We start from the raw sequence: 14521 nt of genomic DNA, 5'->3' as shown, positions 1-14521 counted from the left end.
CCCTACTCGCCTTCGGCGGGCAGGTACTTGTCGGTGTAGACCGTGGAAGGCTTCACATAGCCCTTGGGCATGCCGCTATAGGTCTCCAGCAGCGAGATGGTCTGCTTCAGGTCCTCAGGATCGACATAGCCGAAGGGCTTGCCTTCCGTGCGCGCGGTATGGCGATACTTCTCCATTTCCTTGATCTCGCTCGCAATCCCCTTGGGATCGCCATCCGGGCGGTACTCCATGAAGAATTTGAGTGCGGCGGCCGGGTCCTTCTGGACGTCGTCGTGCCCCTTTGCGTAGGCCGCGAGGAACGCCTTCACCGCGCCCTCATGGGCCGACAGCCAGTCCTTCCGGACGATGACGCTGGAGCCCAGAATGTTGACGCCGTAATCGGCGAACAGCATCGGCGGACTGATCGCCGCATATTTGGCGACATGATCGCCGTCCGGATTGGCCCACTCATTGATGAAGTCGGCGTCGTGCTTGAGCAGGGCCTGCTGGTCGTTCTCGGTGATGATGATCTTCACCTTGTCCATGTCGATGCCGTTGGCGGCGGCGAAGGCCTTGATCATCCCGTCCTGCAGGTTGCCGGCGTCGGTCGCGAAGCGCCGGCCTTCGAGATCCTTGGGCTTATCGATGCCCGAACCCTCCAGCGTGATGATCGCCGAAGGATCCTTCTGAACCAGACCCATCACCGCGGTGATGTTATCGAATCGGGAGGTTGCTTCCGCCTGCGCCAGCGCTCCAAGCCCAGCGATGCCGATGTTGAAGCTGCCGTTCTCGACGGCCTGGATGGTGCCGGTAGAGCCATTGCCATCGACGACATCAACGTCGAGACCGGCCTGCTTGAAGTACCCTTTGCCGAGCGCGACGAAGATCGGCGCGTCGATCCCGCCCGCGGTGAAAGCGAGGCGGACGCTCACCTTCTGCAGGCCCGCCGCAAGGGCGGACGAGGACAGCAAAGCGGCGACCATGGTCACGCCCATGAGGGGCAGCATTACTTTGCGCAACGTATCGTTCATGTCGACCTCGCTCCCGCCGCTCACTGGCATCCAGACGGTATGCCGCAGGATTTTCGGTGTCAACGCGCCGTGTTGAACAAATAGTCATCCTATTTTTATGCCTATCACTTAGGCATATACATTAAAGAAGGGGCAGAAGCTAAGCTTAGCGGAAGCGGTGAACTGGGACGCGTTCCTGGACGAGCACAGGGCAGTCGTTTCGGCGCTGAAAGCAGGCGAGCCGGCGCACGCGGCGGCAGCCCCGAAGGAACATCTCGTGGCATCGCGTCTGAAAGCGGTGAAGCGGTTCCTGGACTATCACCGCCGCTCCACTGGGCCGGATCTGGATTACGTCTTCGATTGAACCCCTTGCGCGGGCGCCCACCGGTCAGCGGCCGTGCGACAGGCAGCCGTGCATCGACAATGCCGGCATGATCGGCGGCGTCTCGGTCTGCGCCATCAGCGCCCTGAGGGAATCGCTGGTTGGGCCGGCGAACCGCAGCTTTCGCGCGCCGGTCGCTCTCTCAAGTTCCGGCAGTGCGCGACACCTCCGTTCGCGGATAATGGCAGGCCACGCTCCGGCCATCGTCCAGCGGGCGGAGCAGCGGCCGCTCCGTGCGGCAGCGATCGTCAGCAAAAGGGCAGCGTGTGTGGAAACGGCAGCCCGGCGGGGGAGAAATCGGGCTCGGCAAGTCACCCTGCAGGACGATGCGCTCGCATTGCTGTCTGGCGTGCGGTTCCGGAATCGCGGAGAGGAGAGCCTCCGTATAGGGGTGAGCGGGCCTGCCGTAGACGGTGTCCGTGGAGCCCAGCTCGACGATCGAGCCCAGATACATCACCGCAATCCGCGTGGACACCTGCCGCACGACGGCGAGATCGTGGGCGATGAACACGTAGGTGAGAGCGAGCTGGTCGCGCAGATCGGCGAAGAGGTTGACGATCTGCGCCTGAACGGAGACGTCGAGCGCAGAGACCGGCTCATCCGCGACGATCAGCTGCGGCTCCATGGCGAGTGCGCGCGCGATGCCGATGCGCTGACGCTGGCCGCCGGAAAATTCGTGCGGATAGCGGTCGAGGTATCCCGGGGGCAGCCCCACAAGGTCCATGAGTTCGCGGAGGCGGTCATCGATCTCCGCCCGGGGCCGAATGCCGTGCACCCGCAAGGGCTGCGCAAGGATATCGGCCACCCGCCGGCGCGGGTTCAGGGAGCCGGACGGATCCTGGAAGATCATCTGCACCTTGCGCCGGTAGGGCTTCAGTTGCCGCGCGCCGACATGCCCGATCTCCCTGCCTTCGAAGAGGAGCTCTCCTTCGCTGATCTCGTAAAGCCGCGTCAGGCATCGGCCGAGCGTGGACTTGCCGCAGCCGGATTCCCCGACAAGTCCCAGGGTCTCGCCGGGAAAGACGGCAAGCGACACGTCGTCGACGGCATGAACGATCTTGCCGCTGCCCGGCAGCAGCCTCTTGCCGAAGTGATAGCGCTTGGAAAGATGGCGCGCTTCAAGGAGCGGCGGCGCACTCGACTCGGCCTGGCTTCGGGCGGCGAGGACGGCGGCATCGGTCATGCGGCTGACCTTTCACCGCCGAGGACCGTGGCCCGAAGCCTCGGTCGATCTTCCGGCGGAATGAAGCAAAGGGCCGTGTGCCCGTCGTCCTTATAGCGCGGCGGCGGATTGGAGCAGGGCTCGAAGCGAAAGCGACAACGCGGGGCGAAGGCGCAGCCGGGGGGCAGGTTCGCGGGTGTCGGCGGCGTACCGGAAATCGAGGCAAGCCGCTCCGGCCGTGGCCCGCGCAAAGGCGGGATCGAGGCGAGCAGTCCCCAGGTATAGGGATGCCAGGGATCGTCGAAGATCTGCTCGGCCGTGCCGCTTTCGACCACCCGCCCGGCATACATCACGAGCACGCGGTCCGCCATTTCGCCGACCACGCCCATGTCGTGGGTGATCAGGATGATGGACGAGCCGAAATCCTTCCGCAGCCGCCGCAGCAGGTCCAACACCTGCGCCTGCACGGTGACGTCCAGAGCCGTCGTCGGCTCGTCGGCGACCAGCAGGGCCGGATTGCAGGACAGCGCCATGGCGATGACCGCGCGCTGGCGCATGCCGCCGGAAAGCTGGTGGGGAAAGCGGTCCACCATCTCGGAAGGATTGGGCAGGCCCACCTCGCCCAGGAGCTCGACCGCGCGCTTGCGGGCACCGCGCCGGGAGATGCTCTGGTGCGCCCGGATCTGCTCGGCGATCTGCATGCCGATCGTGTAGACCGGCGTCAGCGCGGTCATGGGATCCTGTGATATCAGCGCGATCTCCCGCCCACGGATGCGGCGCATCTCACGGTCCGGCAGTTCCAGGATCCGCTTTCCCTTGAAGATCACGGAGCCGCTGGTCGTCGTCGTGCGCGGATCGGTCAGACCGAGTATGCTGAGCAGCGAAACGGTCTTCCCCGAGCCGGACTCGCCGACGATGGAAAGGATTTCGCCGGGATTGACGTCGAAGGAAACGTCGCGAATGGCCGTAACGGGGTCCCGGTCCGTGGCGAAGGAGACGGTCAGCCCACCGACGCGGAGGATCGGATCAGTCGGATCGGGATTTGCAACGGGCGGGATCATGAGCCCCTCACGCGCGGGTCGATCAGGACATAGACGACGTCGACCAGGGCATTGGCCATGACGACGAAGAAGGACGCGTAGATCACGGTCGCCAGGATCACGGGCAGGTCCAGCGTCTGCAGCGACTGGTAGGTGAGCCGGCCGATGCCGTTCAGCCCGAAGACCACTTCGGTCAGGAGCGCCTGCCCGCCGACAAGGGCGCCGAAATCGAGCCCGAACAGGGTGATGAACGGGATCAACGACGTGCGCAGCGCATGCTTGATCAGAACGCGGCCGGGGCTAAGACCCTTGGCGCGGGCGGTGCGGATGAAGTCTTCCTGATAGGCCTCCACGAGATTGGCCCGGAGCACCCGGCCGTAGAGGCCGATATAGAGGGTCGCGAGGCTGATCCACGGGATCAGCAGCGTCTTGAACCACATCCACGGATCGCTCCAGAACGGCTTGTAGCCGAGCGCCGGCACCCAGGCGAAAAGCCAGGTGTCGTGGAAGCGGCTTTGCGAGACGAGGTTCAGCACTTCGCCCAGCCAGAACGCGGGGATCGAGACGCCGACCAGCGCGATCGCCATGGACGCCTTGTCGATGAACGAGTCGCGAAGCGCCGCCGCCAAAAGACCGAGGACGACGCCGCCGACCAGCCAGAAAAACGCGGCGCCGACGACGAGGCAGAGCGTGATCGGGGCCGCATCGAGCACCTGCGGGATGACGCGCTGGCCGCGGTTGACGAAGGAGGTCAGGTCCCGCGTCACGAAGAGGCGTTTCATCATCAGCCCGTACTGGATCGGCAGCGGGCGATCGAGGCCGAAGTTTGCCCGCACGGCCGCCACGGTTTCGGGCGAGGCATTGCGGCCGGCGATGCGCGCCGCCGGATCGGCGCCGGGGGTAGCGAAGAAGATCAGGAAGGCGAGCACGCTGATGCCGAACATGACGAACAGCATCTGGAAAAGCCGCTGAAGGATGGTGAGGGCCATGGCTACCTCGGGCGGAGCTTGGAGCGCGGATCCAGCGCGTCGCGCACGCCGTCGCCGAGCAGGTTCAGCGCCAGAACGGTGATGACGATGGCAAGCCCGGGCGCCAGCGAGACGGCTGGCCGCGTATAAAGCAGGGACTCGCCATCCAGGATGATCGTGCCCCAGCTGGCGTCCGGCGGCTGCACGCCGACGGAGAGGAAGGAGAGAGCCGATTCCGTCATGATGTTGAGCGCCATCATCAGCGGGATGAAGACGATCAGCGTCGTGGAAACGTTTGGCAGGATGTCCTTCAGCAGGATCCGCCAGCGCGGAATGCCGAGGCCGATCGCCGCCAGCACGAACTCGCTGTTCTTCAGCGTCAGTACCTGCCCGCGCACCGGCCGCGCCACATAGGGCACGTAGACGAGCCCGATGATGACGATGGGCAGCGCCAGGCTTCCCGCACCGATGGTGAAGGGGCCGATTACCAGCGCCTGCGAGATCAGGACGATCGACAGCGAGATCGCGAGCAGAAACACCGGAAAGGCCCACAGGATATCGAGAACGCGTGAGATCACGAGGTCGACGATGCCGCCGAAGAAGCCTGCGACGATGCCGAGGATCGCGGCGAAGACGAAGCAGAGGAAGGTCGCCGCGCCGGCGATCAGCAGCGTGTTGCGGCCGCCATAGAGAAGCCGGGCGGCGACGTCGCGCCCCTGCGTATCCGCACCCAGCAGATAGCGCGCGCCCCAGGTCGGGCCGATCGGGGTGACGCCGAGGCCGAGCCCCTGCGTGGACGGCTGCATCACCGGAACCCGCTTGCCGTTGATCAGGATCCTGGCACTCAGCCCGGAGCGGAAGGGATCGGTATGCGCAATCTGCGAGGCGTAAAGCGGCGCCAGCAGGGAGGCGACGACGATCACGATCAGCAGGACACCGGCACCGACAGCGGTGCGGTCGCGGCGAAACTTGGCCCACGCCCGGCTCCAGGGACCTTCCTGACGCGCGACAGGCTCAAGCGCGATCTCGTGCGCGTCGACCAGCGGGATGGATGTCGAGGTTTCGACGGTCAAGGGCATGTCCCGTTCGAAGGGGAGGCATTCGCCTCCAGGACCCAGCGGGGGCGTCCCGCATCCGCTGGGAAGGTGCGGAGGATTACTTCACCCAGGAGTTCGCGATCAGCCAGTAGAACTGGTTGGAGAACTCGAAGTTGGCGACCCGCGACGATGTGAAATCGACGTGCTTCGGGTTGAAGAGCGGCACCCAGGGCGCCTTCTCCATGAAGGCCTTGTCGATCTCGGCCCATTGCTTGTTGGCGCCGTCGGGATCCGTCACCGCCTGCTTCAGCGCGGCCTTCATGCGCCCGTCCATGTCCTTGTCGCAAAGACCCGCGATGTTGATCGAGGAGTCGGAGCCGGGATGGAACGAGTCGCAGCTCAGGAGCACGTTCAGGAAGTCCGACGCCGCCGGATAGTCCTGGTACCATTGCGAGATGCTGATCTGGACGTTGTTGCTGGTATTCTGGATGTAGGTGAACTGGATATTGGACGAGATCGGCTTCACCGAAGCGTCGTAGCCAAGATCGTTCAGGAGGCTCTGGAAATAGCCGCCGATATTCTTGGAGACGGCGGCGTCTTCCGTGATGATCGTGATCTTCTGGCCCTTTGTGCCGGATTCCGCGATGAGCTGTTTCGCCTTGTCCATATCGGGACCCGACCAGGTGTCGCCCGGATCCTGCGTGTAGATGCAGCTGTCGACATGGCCGGGGAAATCGGGCGGCAGGATCTGGCAGGTCGGTTGACCGAGCGTGGCGCCGCCGAAGAGGCCGACCACCGCGTCCCGGTCCACGGCATAGTTCAGCGCCTGTCGCACCTTGAGGTTGTTGAAGGGCGCGAGATTGGTGTTCATCGGCGCGTACCAGATGGCCGTCAGCGGCGAGAGATGCACCTGGTTGGCGTTCTTGGTGCCGATTTCGTTCAGGCGGTCGGCTGGCGGCGGATCGAACATCCAGTCGGCCTGGCCATTCTGGATCGCCGTGATCGCGGCTTCTTCCGTCAGGCCGAAATCGTAATCCACCTCGTCGGCGAAGGCTTCCGGCTGCGCGTCGGCGCTCCATTCCTTGAAGCTGGGATTGCGCACCAGCGTCATGCGCTGGTTGGGATTGTAGCTCTTCAGCATGTAGGTGCCAGTGCCGGGGATCGGCTCCGTGCCCATGTCCTTGGCGGGCGTCGACGCCGGCAGGATCACGGCATGCGGCACGGAAAGCTTGTAGAGGAATTCCGGATCGGCCTGCGTCAGATGAATGGTGACCGTGCCGGCCGCGTCGTCGGCCACGATGCCGCCGTCCAGCGTGCAACTCGCCGGCGTCTTGATACAGGCGTCGGCGCCAACGATGCCGTTATAGAACGTGCCCGAGGTTGGGCCGTTTACCTTGAAGATGCGCTGGAAGGAGGCGACCACGTCTTTGGTCGCGACTTCGTCGCCATTGGAAAACTTGATGCCCTTGCGCAGCTTGAAGACATAGGTCTTGCCGTCGTCCTGCGCCTGCGGGACCTCCTCCGCGAGGTCTGGCACGACCTTGAAGCCTTCCGCCCCCGGTGCCTTCTTGAAGGCCAGCAAGCCATCATAGAGCATCTGGTCGATTTGCCAGTATTGCAGGGTGTAGTTGATCTGCGGGTCCATCGTGCCGGCGGCGGCTGCTGCCACCAGCCGGATGGTGCCGCCACGATGCTGCTTCATCATGTCGGCGCGGTCGCCGGACTGCGCCAGCGCCGCGCCCGTCAGCGCCGACCCCAGCAAGAATGCGGTCGTCGCGGCGCCCAGGTGCCGCATCAGTCTTCCGGTACGTCGGTTCATGCTTGTCCCCTCGTTCTGATCTGATCGGCCGCGCTCAGGCATCGTGTTCGGCCAGAAAGTCCCCGACGACCTGCATGCAGAGCTCCGTTTCCTCCACATGCGGCATGTGGCTGGAGTGGTCGAAGACGGTCCACCGCACGTCCGGGATCTCGTCGGCGAACGGCTGCACAGTGGCCGGCGTGGCCTCGTCGTATTTGCCGGAGATCAGCAGGGTGGGCACTTCGACAGTGCCGAGGCGGCCGATCATGCTCCAGCTCTTGAGCGAGCCGATGACGTGGAATTCGCTGGGGCCGTTCATGGTGTGATAGACGGTCGGATCGTCGGCGATCGCGGCGAAGGTGCGGGCCACTTCCTCCGGCATCGGCTTCACCCGGCAGACATGGCGCTGATAGAAGATCAGCACCGCCGCATCGTATTCGGGACTGCCCGTCGTGCCGGCTTCCTCGTGGCGAAGCAGTGTTTCCTGCACCTCGGGTGGTAACTGGGCGCGAAGTTCGTTGGCGGCCTGCAGCCAGAGCTCCATCGAAGCGGGCGAATCCGCGATGACGAGGCTCTTCAACCCCCTCGGCCGGGTCGCGGCGAATTCCGAGCCGAGCATACCGCCCCAGGATTGTCCGAGCACATGATAGGCGGACCGCACGCCCAGATGGTCGATCAGGCTATCGAGTTCGCGCTTGAAGAAATCGACGGTCCAGAAATCCGCGCCCTTTTCCCGCAGATGCGTGGAGCGCCCGTTGCCGACCTGGTCGTAATGCACCACGGCGCGGCCGGTGGATGCGAGGCGCTTGAAGGAATCCACGTAATCGTGGGTGCAGCCCGGGCCGCCATGGACGACGATCAGCGGCGGCTTGCCGGACTGCAGATCGCCGGTCACCCGATACCACGTCTGGTACTCGCCATACGGGGCGAAGCCCTCGATCACGCCAGTTCCGGACGAAGGCTGCACCGTCCCGCTTCCGCGCGTCATGCGTCTCTCGTCTCCCCATCAAGATCCGGCGCCATCAAGCGCGACGGTCTTGCGGCCCTGGGCCGTTCTCAGGGAGAGGTTACGAACGGAACTACTTGGAGTCGTGAGGAAATAGTGCCCACCGACTGCCGCGTTTTGAGGCGTCGCAAGCATTCGGACAGGACTGTGTCGAGCCACAAGGCAGAGGTCGGTCGGGAAAAGGCAGCACCGGTCGATCGGGGCGAAGGGAGGCTTTCAGTGAATCACTGATGCGATTGACCCCGTGTGACCGAGCTGCGGAGAGATCTGGATCGCGGTGATGCGCGCCATCCGGCTTTTCGATCTACTGGAAGACCCGCCGCTCAGGCGGATTCGGCGTCGCTGGCGGCTCCGAGCGTATCTCGTTCCCCACCAGCGTCACAACGGGGGACGCTCAGGATCGTGGGCTTCCCGCTGGCGCTGCGGTCTCGTCCGCGGTGGGCTCCGGCGTCCACCGGAGCCCACCGCGGACGAGTTCGATCAGAGCGCCTGCAGCATGTAGCGGAAGGCGATCATGCCGGGATCGTCCATGCCGACCGACCGCTCGGAGAACATGCGGGCGCGGCCGATCTTGTTGGGCTTGTCGCGGAATTCCGCGATCGTGCGCTCGACAGCTTCGCCGGCCCGGGCCTTCTGCTCGGCAGGGGCGTCGAGCCCTTCCGTCGCGCTGCGCGCGGCATCCAAGGTATCGAGCACGGTCTTGTCGCTGAGGCTGGCACCGCCGCGGGCCGAGAGCGCTGCCAGGACGCTGCCGAGCAGCTCGCTGATCTCGTTCCAGGCGAGCTCCTTGCGGTCGCCGAGCTGCTTGGCGACGGTGAGGCAGGCGACGGCCAGCAGCGTCCCGAAGGATGAGCCGGATGCCTTGGTGCAGGCCATGGCGCAGCTCTTGAACACGCCGGCGAGGTCGTCCTCCGGCATGGCGGGAAGAGCGGCGCGGATATTGGCGGCGCATTTCTGCAGCGTGGCGCCGAGATCGCCGTCGCCGAGCTTGCCGTCGAGTTCGTTGAGCTCCGGCGCAACCGCCTCGACCTTGTCGACCCAGCGGTTCAGCGCCGCCTTCATGATCTGTGCTGTCAGCGTCATCTCAGTTGCTCCAGAACGGGCAGCGGGCGGGGGCGGAAAGCAGGGCTTCCAGTTCGCTGTCGAGGCGGAGAAGCGACACGGACGCACCGGCCATCTCCATGGAGGTCGCGTAGCGGCCGACCAACGGGCGAACGATCTCGATGCCCTTGGCGGACAGCTCGGCCGCGACATGGCGGTAGAGGATGTAGAGTTCTTCCAGCGGCGTCGCGCCGAGCGAATTCACCAGCACGGAGACACGCTCGCCGCTGCCGATCCGCGTATCCGCCAGGAGCCTCTCCAGCATCTCGCCGGCAACATCGTCGGCGCTCTTCAGCTTGCCGCGCCAGATGCCGGGCTCGCCGTGGATGCCCATGCCCATCTCCATCTCGTCCTCGGCGATGGAGAAGGTCGGCTTTCCGGCTTCCGGCACGATGCAGGAGGTCAGCGCCACGCCGATCGTGGCCGTGGCTTCGACCGCCTTGCGGGCCGTTTCCGTCACGTCGCGGAGGTTTGCGCCGCCTTGCTCGGCACGCGCACCGGCGATCTTGTAGGCATAGATCAGCCCCGCGACGCCGCGCCGCTTCTGGCGCTCTTCCGGCGTCGCGCTGGCGATATCGTCGGCGGCCAGGACGGTGGTCGTCTCCATGCCTTCCATTTCCAGCATCTCGCCGGCCATGTCGAAGTTCATGCGGTCGCCGCCGTAATTCCCGTACAGGCGGAGCACGCCGGCGCCGCCGTCGGCCGCCCGCATCGCGTCCATGCAGTCGCCGACGCTGGGACCGGCGAAGACGTTGCCGACCGAGCACGCATCGAGCAGGCCCTCGCCGACATAGCCGGTGAAGGTGGGGAGGTGCCCGGAGCCGCCGCCGGACACGACGCCGACCTTGCCGTTGACGGCACCACCCGCGCGAGCGATCACCCGGCCATCCTCGCCGAGGCGGCGGTAGATGTCAGGATGCGCCAGACAAAGGCCGTCCAGGCTCTCGTCGACGTAATCGGCGGGTTTGTTGAGAAGCTTCTTCATGGCCTGACCTCCCGTGTCGTTATGGCCGGATCGTTGTGGGGGCGACGTGCAAAAAGGAGCGCAAGCACTTCGTCAGGCTCCGATGCCGCCCATGCAGAGATATTTGATCTCGAGGTAGTCCTCGATGCCGTACTTCGAGCCTTCGCGCCCGAGGCCGGATTCCTTGACGCCGCCGAAGGGCGCGACTTCCACCGAGGGAACGCCCTCGTTGATGCCGACGATGCCGTATTCCAGCGCCTCGCCGACGCGCCACACCCGGCCAACGTCGCGGGTGTAGAAGTAGGCCGCCAGGCCGAACTCGGTATCGTTGGCCATGGCGATGGCTTGCTCTTCCGTACCGAAGCGGAACACGGGCGCGAGCGGGCCGAAGGTTTCTTCCTTCGCCACCTGCATGGCCGGCGTCACGTCGGCGATGATCGTGGGGCTGAAGAAGGTGCCGCCGCGCTCGTCGCGGCTGCCGCCGACCACGACCCGGCCACCCTGCCCCAGCGCATCGGCGATGTGCTGCTCGACCTTGGAAACCGCCGCCTCGTCGATCAGCGGGCCCTGCGTCGTCCCCTCCGCCTGCCCGTCACCGACCTTCAGCGCGGATACGGCGGCGGCGAACTTCTCCAGGAAGGCATCGTAGACGCCGTCCTGCACCAGGATACGGTTGGCGCAGACGCAGGTCTGGCCCATGTTGCGGAACTTGGAGGCCATCACCCCCTTGATCGCCTCGTCGAGATCCGCGTCGTCGAAAACGATGAAGGGCGCGTTGCCGCCGAGCTCCATCGAGACCTTTTTCACGGTGCCGGCACACTGGGCGATCAGCACCTTGCCGACCTCCGTGGAGCCGGTGAAGGTCAGCTTGCGAACGGCAGGGCTGGCGGTCATCTCGCCGCCGATGGCGCGGGCCGAGCCCGTCACCACCTGCACGATGCCGGCCGGAATGCCGGCGCGCTCGGCGAGCGCCGCCAGCGCAAGAGCGGTGAACGGCGTCTGGCTGGCGGGCTTGATCAGGATCGGGCAGCCGGCGGCCAGAGCCGGGCCGGCCTTGCGGGTGATCATCGCGGCCGGGAAATTCCACGGCGTGATCGCGGCAACGACCCCGATCGGCTGCTTGATGACGAGTAGCCGGCGACCGCGCACGGTCTGCGGAATGACGTCGCCATAGACGCGCTTGGCTTCCTCGGCGAACCACTCGATGAACGAGGCGGCATAGGCGACCTCGCCGCGCGATTCAGCCAGAGGCTTGCCCTGCTCCAGCGTCATCAGGAGGGCGAGATCCTCCTGGTTGGCCATGATCAGGTCGAACCAGGCGCGCAGCAGGACGCTGCGTTCCTTGCCGGTCAGCGCCCGCCACTCCGGCCAGGCCTTCTCGGCGGCGGCGATGGCGCGGCGGGTTTCCGCCTGGCCCATCGCGGGGACTCTGCCGAGGACGGAATCGTCGGCGGGGTTGGTCACGTCGATCGTGTGGCCGCTATCGGCGTCGCACCATTGGCCGTCGACAAGGCATTGCTCCCGCAGGAGCGAGGGGTCGCGAAGTCTGGACACTTTTTTCCTCCCGAAAGCGCGACCGGCCCCGAAAGGCCGGTCGGCAGGCGGTCTGGCGGGCTTGGATGCCGGCCTAGTAGTTGAGGCGCTGGTTGGCCTCGAAGGCGGTGACCGGCGGATAGGCCCGCTGGTCCGTCACGATGTCGAGGACCGTCGTCGTGTTGGCGGCAAGCCCCTTCTTCAGCGCCGGCAGGAAGTCCGCCGGATCGGAGATGCGCACGCCTTCCAGGCCGCACGCGCGGGCGATCGCGGCATGGTCCACCGCCTGGAAGTCGCAGACGTCCGTGTATTCGCCGAACAGCACCTTCTCCGCATGCTTCTGGTAGCCGAGGATCTGGTTGTTGAGGACGGCGAGCACGACGTTCAATCCCATGCGGCGGGCGGTCTCCAGCTCCGACCAGACATGGGCGAAGCCGCCGTCACCGACGAGGCAGAAGACCGGCGCGTCCGGACGCGCCACCTTGGCGCCCAGCGCGAAGGGCAGACCCCAGCCGAGGCCGGCAAGGCCACGCGGCGTGACGAAGCGCATGCCGGGCTTGCGCGACTTCAGGAAGTTCGCCACCCAGATGGAGGAATAGCTGGCGTCGGCGACGACGATGGTTTCCGGCGTCAGCACCGTGTCCAGGTCGCTCATCAGCCGTTCCGGACGGATCGGCGTCTGGTTGAGATCGACGGCCTTCGCCATGTCGGCATCCCAGCCCTTGAGGCCTTCTGCGATCTGCTTTTCCAGGGCCGGACGGGCGCTCTTGCGCTTGGACAGGTCCGTTTTGGCCAGCGCCTTGTTCAGCTCGGCCAGCGTCAGCTTGGCGTCGCCCACGAGGCGAAGCGCCTCATAGTTGCGGCCGACTTCCTGGCTGTCGATGTCGAGATGGATGAAGCGCGCCGACTTGGGATAAAGCGACCAGCTGTCCGTGCCGTTCTGGTTGGTCCGGTTGCCGATCAGCAGGATCACGTCGGCATCTTCCACCAGCGGGCGGAGGTGCCGCGTGCGGCCGCGCGTCCCCATGAAATAGCCGACCACGCCGACGGAAAGCGGATGCCCCTCGTCGGTCGCACCCTTGCCCATGGCGGTCGTGGCGATGGGGAAGCCCAGTTCCTGCAAGGCCGCCACCTCGGCGCTCGCGTCGGAAAGATGGACGCCGCCACCGGCGATCACGAGCGGAGCCTTGGCGCCGGCGAGCAGCTCGGCCGCCTCACGGATAGCGTCCGGGCCGGCCGTCATGCGGTCGAGCGGATAGGCGCCGAGCGAGGCGATGCGCTCGCCCTGCCCGACCTTGGGAGCCTCGTTGAAGAGGTCGATCGGAGCGATCAGGACAGCCGGACCGGGACGGCCGGACGCCGCCGCGGTGAAGGCCATGTCGACGTAATCGTCGATGCGGTCCACCTCGGTGATCCGCTTGATCCACTTGGCCGAACCCTTGAAGAGCTCGAGGTGATCGAGTTCCTGGAAGGCGTTCTTGTCGGTCTGCTGGCGATGCACGTCCTGCACGATCGCGACGATCGGCACGGAGGCCTTCAGCGCCTCGGCGAGGCCGGGCACGAGCAGCGTCGCGGCCGGGCCGTTCTGCGCGGTGACGACGGGAACCTTGTGCGACACGCGGGCATAGGCATCGGCCATCGCGGTGCCGGCGTTCTCGGTACGGTAGCCGATCTGACGGATACCGAAATGAGGGGCGGCCAGGAAGAGCGCCGAGGGGATGCTCTGCCCGAAGATGACTTCCACGCCATGACGCTTCAGCGCCGCCGCGAATACATGGGCACCCGTCTGGTTGCCGGCGATCCCGTGGGAATCGGACGCACTCGCGACCTTTGCAGGCGTTTCTCTCTCCACAACTGCCATTCTTATCTCCGACTCCGAATCCGGACGGTTTGGTGCGGGACGGCGCCGAATGCCGGTCGCCCGTCCCGGCTGCGGCAAGCTCGCTCCAAGGGACGAACCGGCAGCCTTACGATCCGGGTGCTAACATGAAAAAACGTTTTTATAAAATCGTTTTTTGGACGGATCGTCCCGACATTGTGGATGGAGCGAGGTTCGAACCCGCTCCGCCTCCCCTGATCCGGGCCGGGCTCGCATTGCGAAAAGCGAAGCGGCCGAAACACACCCATGTGAATCGGGCCGGGGCAGATTGACAGACGGCCGAAGCCGGGGATAGTTCTGTAAAAACGTTTTCTGAAAAACGTTTCTATGATCTGCGTTCGGTGCCGGGCAACATGCTTACCCGGATAAAGGACTGGATCGAAGGGTCGGCCTCCTGCAGAAGCGCCGCAACAAGAACCGTCGAAAAGGCGGTCGGTCAAGGGAGATGGAATGACAGAACCCGTTCACACGGTCGGCGCGCCCGATCGCCTGCCAGTGCCGAGCCGGATGCGCAGATGCAGACGGCTTGCCGCCTCGTGGCCGGCCTCTTCCCCGAAGACCCGCCGCTTCGCCAGCCAGTTCACCGCGCAGTCGGCCGCCCATCTCGCCGCCCAACCCGCCACCTGCGCCGCCGCCAGGGCCGTCAGCGCAAGACCCTAACC

13 protein-coding genes are annotated in these 14521 nt (G+C 65.5%); 1 reads left to right on the top strand and 12 read right to left on the bottom strand.

What is annotated here, in order from left to right; genetic code table 11:
- Positions 1-2 precede the first annotated feature (2 nt).
- Positions 3-1010 (bottom strand): ABC transporter substrate-binding protein, encoded by a 1008-nt coding sequence (locus tag BMY25_RS06570; RefSeq protein WP_177176743.1) that lies wholly within the window; start codon positions 1008-1010, stop codon positions 3-5.
- A gap of 157 nt (positions 1011-1167) precedes the next feature.
- On the opposite strand from BMY25_RS06570, the gene BMY25_RS06565 reads away from it, so the two are divergent.
- Positions 1168-1353 (top strand): hypothetical protein, encoded by a 186-nt coding sequence (locus BMY25_RS06565; protein ID WP_092495820.1) that lies wholly within the window; start codon positions 1168-1170, stop codon positions 1351-1353.
- Between the two features lie 160 nt (positions 1354-1513).
- Here the strand turns inward: BMY25_RS06565 and BMY25_RS06560 are convergent, their stop codons facing one another.
- The 11 genes from BMY25_RS06560 to BMY25_RS20715 all read right to left on the bottom strand — a co-directional run bounded on the left by BMY25_RS06560 (position 1514) and on the right by BMY25_RS20715 (position 14482).
- Positions 1514-2554, bottom strand: coding sequence for an ABC transporter ATP-binding protein (locus BMY25_RS06560; RefSeq protein WP_092495819.1), 1041 nt, complete (start codon positions 2552-2554; stop codon positions 1514-1516).
- Positions 2551-3594, bottom strand: a complete 1044-nt coding sequence (locus BMY25_RS06555; RefSeq protein WP_092495818.1) for an ABC transporter ATP-binding protein — start codon at positions 3592-3594, stop codon at positions 2551-2553. The genes BMY25_RS06560 and BMY25_RS06555 overlap by 4 nt, the downstream gene beginning before the upstream one ends.
- Complete coding sequence (locus BMY25_RS06550) at positions 3591-4562, bottom strand: ABC transporter permease (protein ID WP_092495817.1); 972 nt, start codon at positions 4560-4562, stop codon at positions 3591-3593. Before BMY25_RS06550 ends, BMY25_RS06555 begins: the two co-directional genes overlap by 4 nt.
- Before the next feature lie 2 nt (positions 4563-4564).
- Positions 4565-5620: an ABC transporter permease gene (locus BMY25_RS06545; RefSeq protein WP_092495816.1), complete on the bottom strand. Its 1056-nt coding sequence runs from the start codon at positions 5618-5620 to the stop codon at positions 4565-4567.
- A gap of 76 nt (positions 5621-5696) precedes the next feature.
- The gene (locus tag BMY25_RS06540) at positions 5697-7397 is read right to left on the bottom strand and encodes an ABC transporter substrate-binding protein (RefSeq protein ID WP_238858193.1); all 1701 of its coding nucleotides are present in this window, start codon (positions 7395-7397) and stop codon (positions 5697-5699) included.
- 34 nt (positions 7398-7431) lie between these two features.
- Positions 7432-8364 (bottom strand): proline iminopeptidase-family hydrolase, encoded by a 933-nt coding sequence (locus tag BMY25_RS06535; protein ID WP_092495814.1) that lies wholly within the window; start codon positions 8362-8364, stop codon positions 7432-7434.
- Positions 8365-8862: 498 nt separating this feature from the next.
- Positions 8863-9465 (bottom strand): DAK2 domain-containing protein, encoded by a 603-nt coding sequence (locus BMY25_RS06530; protein ID WP_092495813.1) that lies wholly within the window; start codon positions 9463-9465, stop codon positions 8863-8865.
- A 1-nt stretch (position 9466) separates the two neighbouring features.
- Entirely contained in the window at positions 9467-10468 is a 1002-nt protein-coding gene (locus tag BMY25_RS06525) for a dihydroxyacetone kinase subunit DhaK (RefSeq protein ID WP_092495812.1), read from the bottom strand.
- Positions 10469-10540: 72 nt separating this feature from the next.
- Complete coding sequence (gabD, locus tag BMY25_RS06520; protein ID WP_092495811.1) at positions 10541-12001, bottom strand: NADP-dependent succinate-semialdehyde dehydrogenase; 1461 nt, start codon at positions 11999-12001, stop codon at positions 10541-10543.
- Between the two features lie 73 nt (positions 12002-12074).
- Positions 12075-13841, bottom strand: a complete 1767-nt coding sequence (locus tag BMY25_RS06515) for an acetolactate synthase catalytic subunit (protein WP_092495810.1) — start codon at positions 13839-13841, stop codon at positions 12075-12077.
- A gap of 482 nt (positions 13842-14323) precedes the next feature.
- Positions 14324-14482: a hypothetical protein gene (locus tag BMY25_RS20715; protein ID WP_177176742.1), complete on the bottom strand. Its 159-nt coding sequence runs from the start codon at positions 14480-14482 to the stop codon at positions 14324-14326.
- Positions 14483-14521 lie beyond the last annotated feature (39 nt).

It is taken from the genome of Faunimonas pinastri, assembly GCF_900110915.1.
In the GTDB taxonomy this organism is placed as follows: Bacteria; Pseudomonadota; Alphaproteobacteria; order Rhizobiales; family Afifellaceae; genus Faunimonas; species Faunimonas pinastri.
The sequence above is the reverse complement of the archived record's forward strand: the minus strand, read 5'-3'. Positions and strand labels throughout refer to the sequence as shown.